Source organism: Sphingomonas sp. GCM10030256 (assembly GCF_042666415.1).
Lineage (GTDB): Bacteria > Pseudomonadota > Alphaproteobacteria > Sphingomonadales > Sphingomonadaceae > Sphingomicrobium.
In genome coordinates, this window is the sequence record NZ_JBHTDI010000001.1 from 1,019,729 (window position 1) to 1,039,792 (window position 20,064).

Sequence of the window (20,064 nt, forward strand, 5' to 3'; positions counted from 1 at the left end):
GTTGATTCAGGAAGCATTCCCCCGCCGCGACTGTCCCGCCTGCGGGGCCGACGAACCACGCGATGAAGTGTTCAGCGACCGCCGTGCCGAAGCGATCAGCATGGACGAACTGAAGCCGTTCTGGTCGGGACTGTTCAAGGAGAAGGTGTTCTTCACCTATTCCCGCTGCCAATCGTGCGAGCAGATGTATGCGCCGCACTTTTTCACCAACGAGCAATTGGGCGAGCTGTACGCCGACATGGCGCCGAACATGGAGGACGTGCCCGGCCCGGCGCTGGAGGCAACCCAGCGGGGTTATTGGCGCGAGGCGAAAAAGGCCGCGCCTCTGGATGGCGGTTTCCTCGAGATCGGGCCGGACGTCGGCTACATCGTCCGCGATGCGGCGAGGGAGGCCGGCTACGACCATTACTGGTTGTTCGAGCCGAACCGCGCTGTTCATGCCGAGCTGGCATCCGCAACCAATGGCAAGCCGCACACGATTTCGACGGAGATGGACGACCTGTCGCCGGTGCCCGACGGGAGCATCGGGCTAGCGGTGATGATCCATGTGCTGGACCACCTGCTCGATCCGCTGGCGATGCTGACGCAGATCCGTACCAAGCTGAAGCCGGGCGGAACCTTGATGATCGTCACGCACAACGAAAAGTCGCTGCTGCGCTCGGCGATGGGGGTGAAGTTCCCGCCCTTCTGCCTGCAGCACCCGGAGCTCTATAATCCGAACTCGATGACCCGGCTGGTGAAGCGCGCCGGCTACGACACGGTGAAGGTAGGCCGCAGCCGCAACTACTTCCCGATCGCGTTCATGGTTCGGCAGGCGGCGTGGACGGTCGGCATCGACCTTGCCAAGGCGCCGCTGCCGCAGAAGCCTGTGGGCCTGAAGCTCGGCAATATGCTGACGATCGCCAAGGTCGCGGGTTGATGGCCCACGCGCTGGTCTTTGGCGGCGGGGGGCAGATCGGTGCGGCTTGCGGCGAAGCGCTGGCGCGGCTGGGCTTCTCCGTCCTGGGGACCGGCCGGCGCGCCGATCCTGTTGCGGGCATTCATGCCTATGATCCGCTGTCGGACGCGGCCGAGATCCCAGGTGACGACCCGTTCGAAGCGGTGGTCTGGGCGCAAGGGGCAAACCTCAACGACAGCGTGATCGACTTCGATGTAGAGCGGCATCGGGCCCTGTACGAAGCCAACGTCCTTTATGTCGCCGCGAGCATGAATGCTCTTCTGACTTCCGGGCGGGTACGAGACGGCGCGCGGATGGTCGTTATCAGCTCGGTGTGGCAGCGGATCGCGCGGCGCAACAAATTTTCCTACATGGTGACCAAGGCAGCGCTTCAGGGGCTGGTGCAGTCGGCGGCCCTCGACCTTGCCGAGCAGGGCATCATGGTCAACGCGGTGCTGCCCGGAGCGCTGGACACGCCGATGACCCGCGCCAACCTCACGGTCGAGCAAATCGACCGGCTGGCCGGAATGACTCCGTTCAACCGCTTGCCGGCCATCGCCGATGTCGCCAATCTCACCGCTTTCCTGTGCAGCGAGCAGAACAGCAGCATCACTGGCCAGTTCGTGTCGGTGGACTTGGGATTCGAGAATGCAAAGCTTGTTTGAGATTCGCGCCGCGTCCGGAAGCCATCCGGTCAGTCTGTCCGGCCGCCCGGTTCGCGAAGTGGTCGATGCGTCCGACGGGACCATCGTTCTGGCCGACGCCTTCTTCCGCGACCAGCTGGAAGGGCTGGCGCGCCCGGTCGTGTTTATCGAGGCGACCGAGGAGGCCAAGGATTTCGCCGCCGTGGCCCCCGTAATCGAGGAATGCCGGCGGCTGGGCCTCGCCCGCAACGGACATATCTTGGCGGTTGGTGGCGGCGTGGTGCAGGACATCGCCTGCTTTATCGCCACCGTCTACATGCGCGGGGTCAAGTGGACGTTCTTGCCCACCACGCTTCTAGCCATGGTTGACAGCTGCATCGGCGGTAAAAGCTCGATCAACGTCGGGGCGTTCAAAAATTTGGCAGGCTCCTTCTTCCCGCCGAATGCCATCGTGGTTCCCGTGGCCGCGGTGGAGACGCTGCCCGCCGAGCATGTGGCGGCGGGCAAGTGCGAGGCCGCCAAGATCTGCTTCGCCCGGTCGGACGAGGTGTTCTCCGATTATCTGGCGCAGGCAACGGAGTCCGGCGACGTCGGGGCGATGGTGTCACTCTCGCTTGGCGCGAAGAAGTGGTTCGTCGAAGTCGACGAATTCGACCAGAACGAACGCCTGCTGCTGAACTTCGGTCACAGCTTCGGCCATGCGCTGGAGAGCTGCACCGATTATCTGGTCACTCACGGGGTTGCGGTTGGGGTCGGCTGCTTGGCGGCGGTCGAGATGAGCGCCGCGCGCAATCCGGCCATTCGCCAGAAACCGCGGGTCGCGGCCTTGATCAACGATCTGCATGCGACGCTGAGTTCGCTGGACGGCCTACCGAGCGCGCTCCGGACGGTCCGCCGCGCGGACTTCTTCCGCTACTGGCAGAGCGACAAGAAGCACAATCCCCAAGCGTATCGTCCCATCCTGCTCGACGACGATGGCTATCTGTATCGGGCCGAGCTGGCCCGCGACGAAGCCGCTGACGATGCTATCTGGGGCGGGTTCGAGGCCGCCCGCGACCAGCTGGCGAACCGCGCCCGGATCGCGGCCTGAGCCGAGACGGCAGCGGTCAGGCTGAGGCTAGCCGCTGCTGATAATCCTCGATCTGCGCCAGGGAGATCGTCCGCGCGTCGCCCGAGCGATCGACCTCCTTGTGCCATTCGACTACCTTGGCGAGCGCTTCCTCGAGCCGCAGCCGCGGCTTCCAGTTGAGCTCGGCGCGCGCCTTGCTGCAGTCGAGGCGGAGCAGGGTGGCTTCATGCGGCTGGGCGCCTTCGGGCTTTACCCAGGTCGACGAGCCGCCCCACGCCCGCAGCATCTTCTCGACGACCCAGCTGACCGGCTGGGTGTCGTCGTCCGAGGGGCCGAAATTGTAGGCGGTGGCAACGCTGCGGTCGTTCTGCAGCAGCCGTCCGGCGATGATCAGATAACCGCCGAGCGCTTCCAGCACATGCTGCCAAGGCCGAACCGAGTTGGGATTGCGAACCTCGACATTGCGCCCGGCGAGCATGGCGCGGACGATGTCCGGCACTAGCCGGTCCAGCGCCCAGTCGCCGCCGCCGATGACATTGCCGGCGCGAACGGAGGCAAGGCTCGGGCCATCCGGATAGGAGCGGCGGTAGGCGGAGATAACCAGCTCCGCCGCGCCCTTGCTGCTGCTGTAGGGGTCGTAGCCGCCCATCGGATCATTCTCGCGATAGGGCCAGATCCACTCGCGGTTTTCGTAACATTTGTCGGTGGTGATCGAGACCACCGCCTTGACGCTGGGGGTGTGCCGGCAGGCCTCCAGCACGTGGACCGTACCCATGACGTTGGTGGCGTAGGTTTCCACCGGATTGTCGTAGGAATAGCGGACCAGCGGCTGGGCGGCGAGGTGGAGAACGACTTCGGGCCGTGCGTCGGCGATCGCCTCCCGGACGATGCTCTCGTCGCGCACGTCGCCGATGCGATGATCGATTAGTTCCGCAAGGCCGGTCTGCTCGAAGAAGCTGGGCTCGGTTGGGGCAGGCAGTGACAGGCCGATGACCTGCGCCCCCATCTTGTGCAGCCACAAGCTCAGCCAGCCACCTTTGAAGCCCGTGTGGCCGGTGACCAGAACCCGGCGACCGCGCCAGCTTTCGGGGTTCACCAGCACTTCCACGGCGCTCCCTGCTGCCACAGCTCCTCGAGGTGGAGCTTGTCGCGGAGCGTGTCCATCGGCTGCCAGAAACCGTCATGGCGGAAGGCGACCAACTCGCCGTCGGCCGCAAGCCGTTCCAGCGGGCCCTGTTCCCAGATCGTGTCCGGGCCGCCGACGAGGTCCACGACGGACGGGTCGAGCACGAAGAACCCGCCGTTGATCAGGCCGCCGTCGCCCGCTGGCTTTTCCTTGAATGAACGGATGAGATCGCCCTCGAACTCCAGCGCGCCGAACCGGCCCGGTGGAGCGACGGCGGCGATGGTCGCCTTCTTGCCGTGGGCGCGGTGAAATGCCAGCTCGGCAGTGATGTCGATCCCGGCGACGCCGTCGCCGTAGGTGAAGCAGAAAGGTTCGTCAGGGTTGAGAAATTGGCTGACCGCCTTCAGCCGCCCGCCCGTCATGGTGTCCGCGCCGGTGTCCACCAGCGTCACCTTCCACGGTTCGCTGCGCCCCTGGTGCACCTCCATGGCATTGCGCGACAGGTCGATCGTCACATCCGCGGTATGGAGGAAGTAATTCGCGAAATATTCCTTGATGATGTAGCCCTTGTACCCAAGGCAGACGATGAAGTCGTTCACGCCGTGGGCGGAATAGATCTTCATGATGTGCCACAGGATCGGCATTCCGCCGACCTCGACCATCGGCTTGGGCCGAACGGACGTTTCTTCACCAAGTCGGGTCCCGAGACCGCCGGCCAGAATCACTGCTTGCATTCACCAACCTCATTCGCACGCGCGCCACCGAGCACGGCGCCCGAACCTCTGTTACCGATGGGCTTGTCTGACCGCCTCTAGTCAGACCCGCCGCTCGCTTCCAGCATCAGCGCAGATCAACGCTTTTTGTGGCCTTCTGTGGCGGCAGGGCCACGATACGGACAACAGGACCGCCTGCCCGTCCGCCAACGGGGCGAAACAGCGCCGCGGTATGCCCCCCTTCAAGCACGCGGCGATAGGTAGTGAGCTGATCGGGCCACCGTGCCTGTTCGAGCAGGTAGAGGTCGTAATAGGTCAGAATCGCGAAATCGGCGCGGCAGGTCGAGACGCGGTCGCTACCGACGTTGCCGAGGTCGACAATCGGGCTGGCCCCCCGGGCTTGCTGGAGATCGTCATATTCGACCCCGCCCTTGAGCAGGCCTTCGCCGTCGAGGCAGCCGGCGCGGCCGATCGGAAACAGGAAGCGGAAGGGATGGGAGCGCAGCTTGAGTTCGAGATGCTCGAGCACGATCCGGCTTCCGGGCGGTGCGTTGGCGACGACCCAGGCGACGGCCTGAGCGCGCGTGTCATTGGCTCGCTCCCGTGACTGGTCGAGGGCTCCGGCGGCGGACGGCAGGAGCGCCATTGCCGCTGCGAGCCCGGCAAGCGCCGGACGCGCCTTCGCGGGCACGCGCCCGACGAGCCAGCGGACGCCTGCCATGACGGCCACCGCGGCGAACAGTGACAGGAAGGGCAGCCCGGGCAGCAGCCACCGCGACCAGATCAAATGCTGGGCGCAGATGCCCACGAAAAAGGCGACTGTCGCGGGAAGCAGGATGGCGCCCCCCTCAGCCGAACGGAGGGCGACCACGGCGATGCCGACGAGGGCGAGGGCCAGGCCGAGCCAGCCCATCGACTCGGCGGCATGCACCCCGAGGTAGGTGCCGAGGTTGGACAGAAAGCCGCCGCCGGTGTGGCCGAGGTGAAATGGCCGCGCTTCGCCGGACAGGTTGGACAGGACCGTCGGATAATCGATGAAGACGAAGGGCGAGGCGAGGAACAGCCCGGCGATCGTCGCCGCTCCGGAGGCGCCAACAAGCATGGCCCCGCGGCGCATGGTGATGGCTCGCGACAAGGCGAGGTGCGCCGTTGCGCCGATGATCCCGACGAACACCGTCGCAGCCGGCCACTTGGTGGCGATCGCGAATCCGGTGAGGACGCCCGCGGCCACTGCGTCGCGCATCCTTCCGCCGCCACGAACGAGGCGGGCGGCGAAAAGCAGGGCGGCGAGCATGAAGACGCTGGCATGAATGTCGGTGCGGATCACCTGCGACCAGGCGATGTGCAGGCCGTTCAAGGCCAGGAAGCCCGCCGCGAGCAGCCCTTCGGGGCGGCCGAACAGGCGGCGACCGAGAAGGTAGGTGAGAGCCACGCAGGCGGTGCCGAGCAAGGCCATGACCACCCGCACCGGCAGGAACAGCATCGCCGGGTCCGCATAGGCGGCTGCGATGAAGTCCTTCACGCCAGCATATTGGCCGGTAACCAGCCCAGTCAGGAACACCAGTGCTTGGATCAGCGCGGTGAGGTAGATGGTGGTCGAACCCGGGTGCCCGAACCAGCGCGGATTGTAGGTCGGCTCGCTCAGCAGGGTGGCGGCCTTGACCATGAACAGAGGCTCGTCCGGATCGTACAGGCTGGGCAGCCCGAACCCGACATTGTTGAGGCGGAGAACGAGCGCGATTGCCACCACCAGCAGCGGCAGAATGGCATTGCGCAGGCGTGTTCGGGCAGGGGAGGGTTCACCCGTCCGGGCAGCCGCTTCGGAATTGTGCGGGATGATCTTGTGTCCTGCCGATCAGGAATTGTCGGCGCGCATCGGTCGGTGAAAAGCCGCTGCCGGTCAAGTGCGGGCGCCGGTCACAGGGAGATGCAGCGGATTTTTGCCGGCGGACGTTGCCGACCGGGATCTTTCTTGTAAGGTGAAACCCGGCTTGGCCCAGCGGCCGAGCATCGGAAGTCCGTAGCGCTTGTCCTCTTGGCGTCGCGCACCCATGCCCAGCTGACCAGGTCGCGGCTGGTCGCCATCGGCAGGTTCGGTCCATCTCTGGTCGCGTAGGCGATGAACTCGCCTTGGTGCTCGACGATGAACGGATCCGGGAAGTTCTCCTCGAAAACAGGGACGAACAGGGGCCGGTCGGCGGCGAGCGCCGCGGGTGCTGCCAGCAGCAGCGCGGCGGGCATTGCGATCCGGAAACGCGACTCAGACGGCGCGGAGCTCCACGCCCTCCCTGGAGAACTCGAGCCCAACCGTCAGGAGTGCTCGGAACTCGTTATACCCGCCGGTCCCCGGATGATAAGCGTGAAAGAACAGCTGCGGACGGCCGTCCGGGCCCACGGCCACGGAGGCGTGCCCGGGTGCCAGCCAGTTGGGTGTCGAGTGCAGCAATGGCTCGTCCCGCTTGACGTACGGCCCGAGCAAGCGGTCGCTCACCGCCACTCCGATCCCGTACGACGGGCTGGTGAAATCATTGCCGGCGTAGAACAGCCAGTAGCGTCCGTCCTGGCGGGTCACCCAGGGGCCTTCGATCAGGTGCCCTTCCCAGTCGCGGTCGTTGGCCAGCACTTGCGTCGGCTCGCCGAGAAGACGGCCGCCATCCGGGTCAAGCCGCTGCGCCATGATCGGCGTCGCCATGTCCTCGACGATCTGTGTCGCCACTCCCGATGCGGCGAGCACGGCGCGTACCTGGCTCCAGTTGCCAAGCGCGGCGCGGATCAGCGGCTGCATCAGGAAGAAGCGCTCCATCGGGCGGCGGCCGTTGGCCCACGACTGCACTGCGGCGCAGAAGGCGGCGGTGCGCCGGTCGGCCCCCCGATCGAACAGCTCGGCGATCAGGTCCGGCCGCTCGCGAAGCAGGCCCGCCAGCGGGCGCGGCCAATGGCTGTTGGTGTCCTTTTTCCAGAACAGCCACGGAGCGCCGTCTTCGTCGACATGGATGTGGCTGTCGATCACGCTTCCGGTCAGCAGCGGGCGACCGAGATCGGTGTAGGGGCCTTCAGGACTCGAAGCTTTAGCCAGGCCCATGGAGAGGGTCCGATCCTTGGCGCGAGCGGTGTAGCTGAGCCAATACTCGCCACCCACGCGGGCCATTTCGGGCGCCCAGAAGTCACCGACCTGGATGCCGGCCGCGGTCCACTCCGGAGTCTGTCCCTCTTCGAAGACGAAGCCGACCGGCTCCCAGCTGTGCAGGTCGGCGGAGCGCAGGATGGGAAAAGCGTCAGGGGCGTCGTTGGATGTCGCCACAAGGTACCAGCCGCCTTCGGTGCGGAGCACCGCGGGGTCGCCGTAGCCGGACAGGATCCGCGGATGGAGGTTGCCGGTGATCAGCGGCTTCCACGGCGGCTCCCGGCCGGGCGCCGCGACCTGGTCGAAATGCCGGGGGCGCCGAGTTCCGAAATCGCGGGCAAGTTCTTCATAGAATTGTTCGTAGTGGAGCCGGTCGCCGCCGGGCACGTGATACTCGCGCTCGGGACCCATGCCGTCGGACACCTTGAACCTCGTCCCCTCGCCATCCTCGACAGCATGAACGGTGAACGCGACCGGGTCGGCGGACTGAAGGACCATCGGCCAAGGATAGGGCTTGCGTTCAAGGGTTTAAAGGTCGTTTGCGCATCGGGGCGGCGGGGCTACGCAGGCGGCATGCGAAGGTTCCTGCTCGTATCAGCGCTCGCCGCTCTGTCAGCCTGTGCAACGCCGCTGCGGCAGCCGGCGCCCGCCACCAGCTACAGCAACCCGGTGATCGACAGTGACTTCCCCGACCCTGCCGTCATGCGAGCGGCGGACGGGCACTTCTACGTTTATGCGACCCAGGGCGGGGAGCCGATGCGCAACATCCAGGTGGCGCGCTCGGCCGATCTCGTGACCTGGCAGATGCTGGGCGATGCGCTTCCGACCAAGCCGTCGTGGGCGAGCAGGACCCAGGACTTCTGGGCGCCCGACGTCCACAGCGCGGGCGGCAGCTATTACCTCTACTATTCCGCCAAGCCGGATGCGGCATTGTCCGACCAATCGCGCGGGCTGTGCCTGGCGGTTGCGACCTCCGCTTCGCCAGTCGGGCCGTTCCTGGACAGCGGCCGCCCGCTGCAGTGCGGCGAAGGGTTCGTGAACATCGACCCGTTCGCCTACGACGATCCCGCGACCGGGCGAAAACTGCTTTACTGGGGATCGGGCTTCGGGCCCATCAAGGTGCAGGAGCTGGCGGACGACCGCATGTCGTTCAAGCGCGGGAGCAAGCCGGTCGACCTGGTTCCGGCGATCAAGAGCGAGGACCCAGGCGAGTATCAGCGACTGGTCGAAGGGGCGTGGGTGGCCCGGCGCGACGGCTATTACTACCTGTTCTATTCCGGCGACAATTGCTGCGGACCCAAGGCGCATTACGCGGTGATGGTCGCTCGCTCGCGAAGTGCGACTGGCCCGTTCGAGCTTCGGCCACGCCCCTTGTATCTGGTTGTCGAAGCAGGCGGCCGGTGGGTCGCACCCGGCCACAATGCGGTGGTCGAGAATGACCGCGGCGAGCATTGGATCGTCTATCACGGCGTCGATCGCCAGCGCCCGCGGGGCAAGGCGATCGACGACGTGAACACGCGGCGGGTGATGCTGATGGACCGGCTGGTCTGGCGCGAAGGCTGGCGGGAGGTCGCGGGCAAGCAGCCGTCGTCCGGTCTGCAGGCGGGTCCGGCCATTCGACGGACGGGGCGCTAGCCACCGACTGGTCCTTGCGCTTCGCGCCGTTGCCATCGACAACGGGGCCGAACGGCGGGGGCTCCAAGTGACGGCACTGAAACTCGATCGGGTGACCAAGCGCTTCGATGCGGTCACGGCGGTTGATCAACTCGACTTCGAGGTGCCCGAGGGCGAAGTGTTCGGCTTCCTCGGCGGCAATGGCGCGGGCAAGACCACTTCGCTGCGCATGGTGCTCGACATCATTCGGCCGACCGAGGGCCGGATCGAGGTGCTGGGTCGCCCGCCGGGACGCGACAATGCGGCCGCGATCGGCTTCCTGCCGGAGGAGCGCGGCCTTTACCGCCGAATGTCGGCGCTCGACACGATCGTCTATTTCGGCCGGCTGAAAGGCATGACCCCGGGCGACGCGCGCAGGGAAGGGCTGGCGCTGCTCGACCGCTTCGGGCTCGCCGCCAACGCCAGGTCGACCGTCGACAAGCTTTCCAAGGGCATGGCGCAGAAGGTCCAGCTGGCCACCGCGGTGGTGAACCGGCCGCGGTTGCTGATCCTGGACGAGCCGTTTTCCGGGCTCGACCCAGTCAATCAGGGGCTGCTGGAGGATGAGATCAAGCGCGCGTCCGCGAGTGGCGCCACGGTCGTGTTCTCCACCCATGTGATGCAGCATGCCGAACGGCTGTGCGACCGCCTGCTGCTACTCGCCAAGGGGCGCAAGAAGTTCGAGGGCACCCTGGACGAGGCGCGAGGCCAACTGCCCTCGCGCTTGTCGGTCGTTGCGCGGCAGTCCCTGGATGGCGTGGCGGGCGTCGAGGCTGCGGAAGCCGGGACCGAGCATGGCGACGGCTGGCGCGAGTGGATCGTGCGCCTGCGGCCCGGCGTCGCCGCCGGCGACGTGCTCGAGCGCTGCTCCACCGACGGGATCGCGCTTCGGCGCTTCGATGAACAGCGCCCGAGCCTGCACGACGTCTTCCTCCACCTCGTCGGCCCAGCGGAGGCGCGCGCATGAAGAACATCCTGATCGTCGCCGCCCGCGAATTTCGCCAGATCGCCGGGATGCGCAGCTTCTGGCTGACCCTGCTGATCCTGCCGCTCGCCTTCGCCATCGCGCCATTGGCGCAGAGGTTCATGGAAAAGGACGAGCCCGACCGGCTGATGATCATCGACCGAAGCGGAAGCGGGGTCGCCGAAGCGATGGCCGAGCGCTTGTCGCTCGACCACCAGCGCGCCGTTCTGAACGACCTGTCCCGCTATGTGCAACGCCACAAGCTGGAGCGAGCGGCTCCGCAAGCGCTGTGGGCAAGCCACGACCGCTGGTTCACTGACGCGGAGGTGCGGCAATTCGCTGCGGAGGGTGGCGCCCAGGCTGCGATCGCGACGCTTCGGCCGAGACTGGAAAAGGGTACTCCTCAGTTCGATCCCGCCAAGCCCGAATACCAGCTTGTCCGCGTGCCGACGGACGTGGCGGCGCTGCCGGACGGGCAACTCGACCAGCGGCTGCAAGCGGTACTGCGGCCTACTGACGAGGCTGCCAAGCCGGTCGACTATGTGGTGCTGATCCCAGCGGAGTTCGGCCGCAGCCCGCTGGTGCGGCTGTGGAGCAACCGCGCCCCGAGCCCGCGGTTCATCGCCACGGTGCAGGACGTCCTCACCCGCGACCTGCGTGCGCAATATCTGGCGGAGCGCGGCCTGGCCCGCGGCGAGGCGGAAACCGCGGCGGCGCTCACTCCGGCGCTGGCCATCTCCCAGCCCCCACCGGGAGGAGGGGTGCGCGAGGCGATGCTGGTGCGGTCGATCCTGCCGCTGGCCGCGGCCTATCTGCTGATGATGAGCCTGATGCTGTCCGGCAGCTGGATGCTCCAGGGGACGGTCGAGGAGCGGTCGAACAAGTTGCTCGAAACGGTGCTCGCCTGCGTCAGCCCGGAGGAGCTGATGTATGGCAAGTTGCTCGGGATCGTCGCCGTCGGACTGACGATGATCGCGGTGTGGGTCGGGTGCGGAGCCGTCGCCGCTTACGCCACCCAGGGCGCGATCGCCGACCTGATCCGGCCGGCGCTCGATCCGCTGACCTCCTTCGGCACGGTGGCGGCGATGATCTACTTCTTCATCGTTGGCTATGTAGCCATCGCCGTCTTCTTCCTGGCGGTCGGCGCGGTCAGCGAGTCGATGAACGACGCGCAGGGCTATCTGATGCCGATCATCCTCGTCATCCTGCTTCCGATCACCCTGCTGATCCAGAGCGTGCTGGAAGGCGGGGGAGGAGTCGGGATCACTGTCCTCACCTGGGTGCCAATCTGGACCCCGTTTGCGGTTCTCGCGCGGCTCGGTACCGGCATTCCGGCATGGGAAGTGATCGGGGCGGGGCTGTTGCTCGCGGCCTTCGTCGCGCTCGAGCTGATCCTGCTTGGCCGGCTGTTCCGGGCGAGCCTGCTGGCCCAAGGGCAGCGGCCGAGCCTTGGTGAAGTGGTGGCGAGGATGCGGCGGGCGCCGCAGTCGTGACGGGTCGGCCGCGGCTCACTCGTGCCGGGCGGCCCACTCCTTGTTGATCCCGAGCGCTACCAGGGTGCAGACCACGCCAGACAGCAGGTAGAGTCCGACCGACCACAGCCCGAACCGGCTGGCCAGGAACAGTGCGACGAGCGGAGCGAAGCCGGCGCCGATGAACCAGGCCGAGTTCGAGACGATCGCCGCTCCGGTGTAGCGGTAGGTGGCGGAGAAGCTGCCGTTCACGACCCCCGACGACTGGCCGAATGCCAGGCCGAGCAGGATGAAGCCGACGATCATGTACACCGCCTCCCCAACAGGACCGGCACCGAGCAGCTGTGGGGCGAAGCCGCTGTAGGCTCCGATCAGCACCGCCGAAACGCCCAGCACCGCGCGCCGGCCGACCCGGTCGGCGATGAAGCCGGACGCCATGATCGCGAGCACGCACACTGCCGCGCCGAAGGCTTCGATGACCAGGAAGCGGACCACGGCTTCGTCGGTATAGAGCTGGACCCACGACAAGGGAAAAACGGCGACCAGGTGGAACAGGGCAAAGCTCGCGAGCGGGGCGAAGGCGCCGAGCAGGATTGTCCGCCATTCGCTGAACAAGGTCTCGAACGGCGGTGAGGGTTGCAGCTCGCGAGTTTCGAACAGGCGCTGGAACTCCGGCGTGGCGACGATCCGCAGGCGCGCGAACAAGGCGACCACGTTGATCGCCAGCGCCACGAAGAAGGGATAGCGCCAGCCCCAGGCAATGAAGTCGTCCGCGGTGAGCAGGGCGAGAAAGTAAGCGAACAAGGCGCTCGCCACCAGCAGTCCGAGCGGGGCGCCGAGCTGCGGCACCATGGCGTACCAGCCGCGCTTCTCGGGCGGTGAATTCAGTGCCAGCAGCGAGGGAAGGCCGTCCCAGGCTCCGCCGAGGGCGATCCCCTGGCAGAGGCGGAAGAAGCCGAGGATCCACGCACTGGCCGCGCCGACCTGTGCGTAACCGGGCAGCAGCGCGATCGCCATGGTCGACCCGCCAAGCAGGAACAGGGCGATGGTCAGCTTGACGCCGCGGCCATGGTGCTGGTCGACCCAGGTGAAGATCAAGGTTCCGATCGGGCGCCCGATGAACGCCAGGGAGAAGAGCGCGAAGGAATAGAGCGTTCCGGTCAGCGGATCGACGAACGGGAACACCAGCTGGGGGAAAACCAGCACCGACGCGATCGCATAGACGAAGAAGTCGAAGAATTCGCTCGTGCGGCCGATGATGACCCCAACCGCGATCTCGCCAGGCCGGATGGTGCCGTGGCGCGCGTTGACCAGGGCCGCGTCACGTTCAAGCGGCGTGGAGCTGGACGCGGAAGCAGGAGCTGTCATCTGGCGAGTGTCTCCAAGGGACGCGATCATTGTCCCTCGCGCGTCGGGCACGCGCAAGGGCCATGTGATTGGCGTCCTTGCCTCATCGGCGGGCAGAATGGGATTGGACAAAATGTCCAATGTCGGGGATTGTCGCCCCCGGCTAGGGGAGCGGCATGCTGCAGCGATTCACTCCTTGTGCACGACGCGTGAAAGCCTTGGCTTTTGTGTCCATGGCCGCACTGGTCGCCGCTTGCGACCGGGGAGTCCTCAACCCGGCCGGCGATGTTGCGCGGCAGCAGCGCGACATCATCTACATCTCGACCGGGCTCATGCTGCTGATCATCGTGCCGGTGCTCATCCTGATCGTCCTGTTCGCGTGGCGCTATCGCAAGGGCAAGGGCGGAACCTACGATCCCGAGTTCGACCACTCCACAAGCCTGGAGCTGGTGATCTGGTCGGCGCCGCTGCTGATCATCATCATGCTGGGCGCGCTGACCTGGTCGAGTACTCACCTGCTGGACCCGTTCCGGCCGCTCGACCGCGCCGCCGCCGCGCAGGACGCGGATGCTCCCCGGGAGAAGCCGTTGCAGGTCCAGGTGGTGTCGCTCGACTGGAAGTGGCTGTTCATCTACCCGGAACAGGGCATCGCGACGGTCAACGAACTGGTGCTTCCGGTGGGCCGCCAGGTGCGGTTCGACCTCACCTCCACCAACATGATGAACACCTTCTACGCGCCGACGATGGCGGGGATGATCTACACCATGCCGGGAATGCAGAGCACGCTTCATGCGGTGCTCGACCGGCCGGTGAGCGACGAGGGTTTCTCCGCGAACTATAGTGGCGCCGGGTTCAGCGACATGCGGTTCAAGATCCACGGAGTCCCGCAGGGGCGCTTCGACCAGTGGGTCGCTTCGGCCAAGGGTTCCGGCCGTGCCCTCGATCTCGCAGCCTATTCGCAGCTGGTGAAGCCGAGCGAGAAGGTGCCGCCGATGCGCTTTGCCGCCGTGCCCTCGGACCTGTTCCGTCGCATCGTCGAGCGCTGCGTCGAGCCGGGCAAGCCGTGCATGAGCGATGTCATGCGCCGCGACATGGGCCACGGCGGCGGCAGCCCGCATGATGTCCGCCCGGGTGCGGGCATGCCCCCGGGGCGCGGCTCGGCACCGCTTCACGGCGATAAGCCGGAAGGCGCGATCTTCAAGTCGCCCGAGGAAAAGGGCTCGGGGCCGAACGTCACCAAGCCGACTAACCCCAACCGCGCCAAAGGCGTGACCGAGCCCGGCGCTCCCGAGAACCGGAACATGACCTCGATCGTCCCGCCAACGTCCCCGCTCGCACCCGCAACGGCCAGCGCCTAGTTCTTCGGAGCAAGCTTCAGTGTTCGACCAATCGCTCGCCAAGACCGTCTTCGGCCGACTGACCTGGGAGTCGTTCCCGGTCCATGAGCCGATCCTGCTCGTCACCTTCGCGGTAGTGATGCTGGGTGGGGTCGGGATTGTCGCCGCGCTTACCAAGTATCGGCTGTGGGGCTGGCTGTGGCGCGAGTGGATCACCACCGTCGACCACAAGAAGATCGGGATCATGTACATGATCCTGGGTATCATCATGCTTCTCCGCGGCTTTGCCGATGCGCTGATGATGCGTCTTCAACAGGCGATCGCCTTTGGTGGCAGCGAGGGCTATCTCAACGCCCACCATTACGATCAGATCTTCACCGCCCACGGGACGATCATGATCTTCTTCGTGGCTATTCCGCTGATCTCCGGCGTGATCAACTTCGTCATGCCGCTGCAGATCGGCGCGCGCGACGTGGCGTTCCCGTTCCTCAATTCGCTGAGCTTCTGGCTGACGGTCGCGGGTGCGATGCTGGTGATGATCAGCCTGTTCGTTGGCGAGTTCTCAACCGCCGGCTGGCTGAACTACGTGCCGGTGGCCAACCTCCAGAACAGTCCGGGCACCGGGCCCGATTATTACCTGTGGGCGCTGCAGATAGCCGGGGTTGGGACGACCTTATCCGCGATCAACATGGTGACCACGGTCATCAAGATGCGCGCCCCGGGCATGACCATGATGAAGATGCCGGTGTTCACCTGGACCGCGCTGTGCAGCCAGGTGCTGGCGATTGCCATCTTCCCGGCGCTGACCGGCGCCTTCGCCCTGCTGATGCTGGACCGCTACGTCGGGACCAATTTCTTCACCAACGATCTCGGCGGCAACCCGATGATGTACTGGAACCTGGTGTGGATCTGGGGCCACCCCGAGGTGTACGTCCTGGTCCTGCCGGTGTTCGGCATCTATTCGGAGATCACCTCCACCTTCTCCGGCAAACGGCTGTTCGGCTATTCGTCGATGGTCTACGCGACCGTGGTCATCACCATCCTCAGCTACCTCGTCTGGCTGCACCATTTCTTCACCATGGGGTCGGGCGCCAGCGTCAACAGCTTCTTCGGCATTGCCACCATGGTGATCTCCATCCCTACGGGTGCGAAGATCTTCAACTGGCTGTTTACCATGTACCGCGGCTCGATCCGGTTCGAGCTGCCGATGATGTGGGTGGTGGCGTTCATGATCACCTTCGTCGTGGGCGGGATGACCGGCGTGCTGCTGGCGGTGCCGCCGGCCGATTTCGTGTTGCACAACTCGCTGTTCCTGGTCGCTCACTTCCACAACGTGATCATCGGCGGCGTGGTGTTCGGCCTGTTTGCCGGCATGTACTACTGGTTTCCCAAGGCGTTCGGCTTCAAGCTCGACCCGTTCTGGGGCAAGGTCAGCTTCTGGGGCTGGGTGATCGGCTACTGGGTGGCGTGGACCCCGATCTACATCGTCGGCCTTATGGGCACTACGCGCCGGGTCCGGCAGTTCGACGATCCGTCCATGCAAATCTGGTTCGTTATCGCGGGCATCGGAGCGCTGATCATCCTGGTCGGGATCCTGGCGTTCGTGATCCAGATCGCGGTCAGCATCAAGAACCGCGAGGCGCTGAGGGACACCACCGGCGATCCGTGGGACGGGCGCACCCTGGAATGGTCCACCTCATCCCCGCCGCCCGCATATAATTTCGCGTTTACCCCCGTGGTCCACGATCTGGACGCCTGGTACGACATGAAGAAGCGCGGCGCCGAGCGGCCGGTGAATGGTTACAAACCGATCCACATGCCGCGGAACACCGGCTCAGGAGTGATCCTGTCGGCGCTGGCGATGGCCCTAGGCTTCGCGATGGTCTGGTACATGTGGTGGCTTGCGGCGGCCTCGTTCGCGGCACTGGTCGGCTACGCAATCGCGCACACGTTCAACTACAACCGCGACTTCCACATTCCCGTGGATGAGGTCGAGCGAACCGAGGGCGGACGCACCCGCCTCCTGGCGGCGGGGGCCTGAGCGATGGACCGGTTCGAACGCGAGATGCAGGCCGAAGCGGCGGCCAACCCGACCTTCTTCCTGGTCGACCAGGACGATGACCACGCCCATTCCGGAAGTCCGACGATGCTCGGCTTCTGGATCTACCTGATGAGCGACGCGCTGATCTTCGCGGCGCTGTTCGCGACCTTCGGAGTGCTCAGCACCAGCTATGCCGGCGGGCCGTCCCCGCGGGAGATCTTCGAGCTGGAGCTCGTGGCGCTCAACACGGCCATCCTGCTGGTGTCGTCGATCACCTACGGCTTCGGCATGCTGGCGATGGAGGAGAACAAGGTTCGCGCCACGCAGATGTGGCTGTTGGTCACCGGTCTCCTCGGTGCGGCGTTCGTCGGCATCGAGCTTTACGAGTTCGGCAAGCTGATCGCGGAGGGGGCAACCCCGCAGCGCAGCGGTTTCCTGTCCGGCTTCTTCACCCTGGTTGCGACGCACGGGCTGCACGTCACGTTCGGGATCATCTGGATCGTGGTGATGATGGTCCAGGTCGGGCAGCGGGGATTGATCCTCGAGAACAAGCGCCGGCTGATGTGCCTCAGCATGTTCTGGCACTTCCTGGACGTCATCTGGATCGGCGTCTTCACCTTCGTCTACCTGCTTGGAATGCTGCGATGAGCTCCGCCACCGACGTCAACATCGATCCCGCCCTGCACGCGCATGGCGACACCCACGGTCATGGCTCCAAGCGGAGCTACCTCGTCGGGTTTGCCCTGTCGGCAGTGCTGACGGCGATTCCGTTCTGGCTGGTGATGGCCAAGCCGATCGCCAGCATGGGCGTGACCGCGGCACTGGTGATCGCCTTCGCGGTGATCCAGATCCTGGTGCACACCGTCTGCTTCCTGCACGTGAACACGCAGGGCGAGGGCGGCTGGACGTTGATCGCTTATGTCTTCACCGGAGTGATCCTGCTGATCACGATCGCGGGGTCGCTGTGGATCATGTATCACCTCAACACCAACATGATGCCGGGCATGATGACGGGGCAGGTCGCCACCACCCCGTGACCCACCGCAGGGGCAAGCGCCATGCGCTGCTGCTGCTGTGCCTTCTTTGCACCCTGCTGTTCGGCGGGCTTGGCATCTGGCAGGTCGAACGCCGGGCGTGGAAGCTCGATCTGATCGCGCGGGTGAACGCCCGCCTTCAGGCGGCCCCGGTCGCTGTGCCGCCGCGACGGCAATGGGCGGCGTTCGACGCCGCCGCGGCAGAGTACAGCCGGGTCAAGCTCAGCGGGCGGTTCCTTCATGATCGCGAGACCCTCGTCCAGGCGCTGACCGAGCGCGGGCCCGGGTTCTGGGTGATGACGCCGTTGGAAACGCCGGAGGGCATTGTCCTGGTCAACCGCGGGTTTGTGCCGCCGGACCGCATGGCTCCCGCGATCCGGGCCCAGGGGCAGGCCGGAGGGGTGCGGACGCTCACGGGGCTGCTCCGGCCGACCGAACCGAAGGGGCGTTTTCTTCGCCCGAACCGGCCTGCCGAGAACCGCTGGTACTCGCGCGACGTTGCCGCCATCGTCAAGGCGCGCGGGCTGGCTGCGACCGCTCCCTTCTTCGTCGATGCGGAGGCCGCGCCGAACCCAGGCGGCTTGCCGGTCGGCGGCATGACGGTGGTCCGGTTCCGCAACACCCATCTGGTCTATGCCTTGACCTGGTTCGGGCTAGCGGCGCTGTCGGTCCTGGGACTGGTGCTTCTGCTCAAGCCGAGGCAGGCGGGCGGCTGATGGACGCACCTTTGCTCGCCTTGACCCGCCCGCAATCCGGCGGACTGCCGCGCCGATCGCCCAAGGATGCGGCTGCAGAAAACATGCGGCAGCTGGTGCAACTGCGCTGGCTCGCCGCGGCGGGCCAGTTGGTGGCGATCCTGGTCGTGCATTTCGGGCTTGGCGTGGCGCTGCCGATTGCGCCCATGCTGGGCATTATCGTGCTGCTGGCGCTGGCGAACCTGTTCTTCGCCTGGACCCTCCGCCGCTACTGGGTCGTGCGCGGCGAGATCCTGCTGGCGCTGCTGCTCGATATGGTGGCACTGACGGCTCAGCTTTACCTTAGCGGCGGGGCAGGTAACCCGTTCGTCGCGCTGTTCCTGCTGCAAGTGGTGCTGGGGTCGATCCTGTTGAGTTCGGCGATGGTCTGGCTGCTGGTCGCCGCGGGTTGTCTGTGTCTTGCGTTCCTCAGCCAGTACCACCGTCCATTGGTGCTGCCTGACCGCATTCGCGGCGTGCCGGTCGACCTCCCGCTGATCGGCGAGTGGATCAGCTTCGCCATGGTCGCGGTGCTGTTGGTGCTGTTCATCACCCGGATCAGCCGTAACCTGCGGGCGCGCGACGCTTATGTCGCGGAGCTCGGCCAGCGCGCCGCCGAGGAAGACGGGATTGTCCGCATGGGCTTGTTCGCGAGCGGCGCGGCGCATGAATTGGGCACGCCCCTGTCGTCTCTGTCGGTGTTGCTCTCCGACTGGCGGCGACACCCGGCGCTAGCCGGCGATCCGCAGTTGAGCGAGGAACTGGCGGAGGCCCAGGCAGAACTTCGCCGCTGCACGCAGATCGTCGCCAACATTCTCCACTCCGCGGGCCAGGCGCGCGGGGAGGCAATGCAGTCCGGCCCCGCCCGAACCCTGCTCGGTGAAGTGCTGAGCGAATGGCGGGCAGCCCGCCCGGGCACACCGATCGAGGTCGCGGTAGAAGGCATCTCGAACACCCGGATCGCGGCCGATCCGTCGCTCCGCCAGGCGATCTGGAGCCTGCTGGAGAATGCCGCGGAGGAGTCGCCCGGCGGGATCGAGCTGCATGCGGAGGTCAGCGGGGAGCAGTTGATCATTGCCGTGCTCGACCGCGGTCCCGGTTTCTCGGACGACCAGCTGTCGGCGGTCGGTCGGCTGTATCAGTCGAACAAGGGGCCGGGCCGTGGGCTTGGCCTATTCCTCGCCGCGAACGTCGCCCGCCGCCTCGGGGGCAGCCTCGAGGTGGCGAACCGCGAGGATGGCGGCGCGGTCGTCCGGCTGATACTGCCCGCCGCATCGACGGAGCGGCTGAAGGACAAGCAAGGTGATGGAGGATCCGGCGAATCGTCTCCTGATCGTTGAAGACGACGAGACGTTCGCACGCACCCTGTCCCGCTCCTTCGAGCGGCGCGGCTACCGGGTGCATGTCGCCGGCAGCCTGGAGCAGGTCCAGCAGATGCTTGGCTCCGAGCGGCCGGACTATGCGGTGGTCGATCTCAAGCTCGGCACCGCGTCCGGGCTGGAATGCGTCCGCGCGCTGCACGCCTTTCACCCGGACATCAGGATCGTCGTGCTGACCGGCTACGCCAGCATCGCGACGGCGGTGGAGTCGATCAAGCTGGGTGCGTCCCATTATCTGCCCAAGCCGGCGAACACCGACGAGATCGAGGCCGCCTTCGGCAAGGCCGATGGCGACACGGCCGCCCCGATCACCAATCAGCCGACCAGCATCAAGACGCTGGAATGGGAGCATATCCATCAGACGCTGGCGGACACCGGCTTCAACGTGTCGGAAACAGCGAGGCGACTGGGGATGCATCGCCGCACGCTTGCCCGCAAGCTGGAGAAGCGGCCGCTCAGGTAAAGGCGGGACAGACTGGTCTCGGCCGGT

General features: G+C 66.0%; 19 protein-coding genes. 13 read left to right on the plus strand and 6 right to left on the minus strand.

What is annotated here, in order from left to right; genetic code table 11:
• Position 1: 1 nt before the first annotated feature.
• The 3 genes from ACFQPG_RS04960 to ACFQPG_RS04970 are packed head-to-tail and all read left to right on the plus strand — an operon-like array spanning position 2 to position 2,671.
• Positions 2-919: a class I SAM-dependent methyltransferase gene (locus ACFQPG_RS04960; RefSeq protein WP_380810651.1), complete on the plus strand. Its 918-nt coding sequence runs from the start codon at positions 2-4 to the stop codon at positions 917-919.
• A complete protein-coding gene (locus ACFQPG_RS04965) occupies positions 919-1,602 on the plus strand; it encodes an SDR family NAD(P)-dependent oxidoreductase (protein ID WP_380810652.1) in 684 nt (227 codons plus the stop codon). The genes ACFQPG_RS04960 and ACFQPG_RS04965 overlap by 1 nt, the downstream gene beginning before the upstream one ends.
• Positions 1,586-2,671: a 3-dehydroquinate synthase family protein gene (locus ACFQPG_RS04970; protein WP_380810653.1), complete on the plus strand. Its 1,086-nt coding sequence runs from the start codon at positions 1,586-1,588 to the stop codon at positions 2,669-2,671. The genes ACFQPG_RS04965 and ACFQPG_RS04970 overlap by 17 nt, the downstream gene beginning before the upstream one ends.
• A 16-nt stretch (positions 2,672-2,687) precedes the next feature.
• Here the strand turns inward: ACFQPG_RS04970 and rfbG are convergent, their stop codons facing one another.
• The 5 genes from rfbG to ACFQPG_RS04995 form a co-directional block, all read right to left on the minus strand.
• Positions 2,688-3,776, minus strand: coding sequence for a CDP-glucose 4,6-dehydratase (gene rfbG, locus ACFQPG_RS04975; protein ID WP_380810655.1), 1,089 nt, complete (start codon positions 3,774-3,776; stop codon positions 2,688-2,690).
• Positions 3,743-4,510, minus strand: a complete 768-nt coding sequence (gene rfbF / locus ACFQPG_RS04980) for a glucose-1-phosphate cytidylyltransferase (RefSeq protein WP_380810657.1) — start codon at positions 4,508-4,510, stop codon at positions 3,743-3,745. The genes rfbG and rfbF overlap by 34 nt, the downstream gene beginning before the upstream one ends.
• 106 nt (positions 4,511-4,616) lie before the next feature.
• Positions 4,617-6,236, minus strand: coding sequence for a glycosyltransferase family 39 protein (locus tag ACFQPG_RS04985; RefSeq protein ID WP_380810659.1), 1,620 nt, complete (start codon positions 6,234-6,236; stop codon positions 4,617-4,619).
• 170 nt (positions 6,237-6,406) lie between these two features.
• Positions 6,407-6,730, minus strand: coding sequence for a hypothetical protein (locus ACFQPG_RS04990; protein ID WP_380810661.1), 324 nt, complete (start codon positions 6,728-6,730; stop codon positions 6,407-6,409).
• A 19-nt stretch (positions 6,731-6,749) separates the two neighbouring features.
• Entirely contained in the window at positions 6,750-8,111 is a 1,362-nt protein-coding gene (locus ACFQPG_RS04995) for a glycoside hydrolase family 43 protein (protein WP_380810663.1), read from the minus strand.
• A gap of 75 nt (positions 8,112-8,186) precedes the next feature.
• Here ACFQPG_RS04995 and ACFQPG_RS05000 point away from each other — a divergent pair, with 75 nt between their 5' ends.
• From ACFQPG_RS05000 to ACFQPG_RS05010, 3 genes are all read left to right on the plus strand, one after another.
• Entirely contained in the window at positions 8,187-9,248 is a 1,062-nt protein-coding gene (locus ACFQPG_RS05000; protein ID WP_380810665.1) for a glycoside hydrolase family 43 protein, read from the plus strand.
• Positions 9,249-9,315: 67 nt separating this feature from the next.
• Positions 9,316-10,233 carry an ABC transporter ATP-binding protein gene (locus tag ACFQPG_RS05005; RefSeq protein WP_380810667.1) on the plus strand — a complete coding sequence of 306 codons (918 nt, stop codon included), beginning with the start codon at positions 9,316-9,318 and terminating at the stop codon, positions 10,231-10,233.
• Positions 10,230-11,723, plus strand: a complete 1,494-nt coding sequence (locus ACFQPG_RS05010; protein WP_380810669.1) for an ABC transporter permease — start codon at positions 10,230-10,232, stop codon at positions 11,721-11,723. The genes ACFQPG_RS05005 and ACFQPG_RS05010 overlap by 4 nt, the downstream gene beginning before the upstream one ends.
• 15 nt (positions 11,724-11,738) lie before the next feature.
• On the opposite strand, the gene ACFQPG_RS05015 is transcribed toward ACFQPG_RS05010, so the two are convergent.
• On the minus strand, positions 11,739-13,070 hold the full coding sequence (locus ACFQPG_RS05015; protein WP_380810671.1) for an MFS transporter: 1,332 nt from the start codon (positions 13,068-13,070) through the stop codon (positions 11,739-11,741).
• Positions 13,071-13,282: 212 nt separating this feature from the next.
• On the opposite strand from ACFQPG_RS05015, the gene cyoA reads away from it, so the two are divergent.
• From cyoA to ACFQPG_RS05050, 7 genes are all read left to right on the plus strand, one after another.
• A complete protein-coding gene (gene cyoA / locus ACFQPG_RS05020) occupies positions 13,283-14,407 on the plus strand; it encodes a ubiquinol oxidase subunit II (protein ID WP_380810673.1) in 1,125 nt (374 codons plus the stop codon).
• A 19-nt stretch (positions 14,408-14,426) separates the two neighbouring features.
• Complete coding sequence (cyoB, locus tag ACFQPG_RS05025; RefSeq protein WP_380810675.1) at positions 14,427-16,427, plus strand: cytochrome o ubiquinol oxidase subunit I; 2,001 nt, start codon at positions 14,427-14,429, stop codon at positions 16,425-16,427.
• A 105-nt stretch (positions 16,428-16,532) separates the two neighbouring features.
• On the plus strand, positions 16,533-17,075 hold the full coding sequence (gene cyoC, locus ACFQPG_RS05030) for a cytochrome o ubiquinol oxidase subunit III (RefSeq protein WP_380811713.1): 543 nt from the start codon (positions 16,533-16,535) through the stop codon (positions 17,073-17,075).
• Entirely contained in the window at positions 17,072-17,464 is a 393-nt protein-coding gene (gene cyoD / locus ACFQPG_RS05035; protein WP_380810676.1) for a cytochrome o ubiquinol oxidase subunit IV, read from the plus strand. Before cyoC ends, cyoD begins: the two co-directional genes overlap by 4 nt.
• A complete protein-coding gene (locus ACFQPG_RS05040) occupies positions 17,461-18,177 on the plus strand; it encodes an SURF1 family protein (protein ID WP_380810677.1) in 717 nt (238 codons plus the stop codon). Before cyoD ends, ACFQPG_RS05040 begins: the two co-directional genes overlap by 4 nt.
• Positions 18,177-19,535, plus strand: coding sequence for an ATP-binding protein (locus ACFQPG_RS05045; RefSeq protein ID WP_380810679.1), 1,359 nt, complete (start codon positions 18,177-18,179; stop codon positions 19,533-19,535). Before ACFQPG_RS05040 ends, ACFQPG_RS05045 begins: the two co-directional genes overlap by 1 nt.
• On the plus strand, positions 19,501-20,037 hold the full coding sequence (locus ACFQPG_RS05050; RefSeq protein WP_380810681.1) for a response regulator transcription factor: 537 nt from the start codon (positions 19,501-19,503) through the stop codon (positions 20,035-20,037). Before ACFQPG_RS05045 ends, ACFQPG_RS05050 begins: the two co-directional genes overlap by 35 nt.
• Positions 20,038-20,064: the final 27 nt, after the last annotated feature.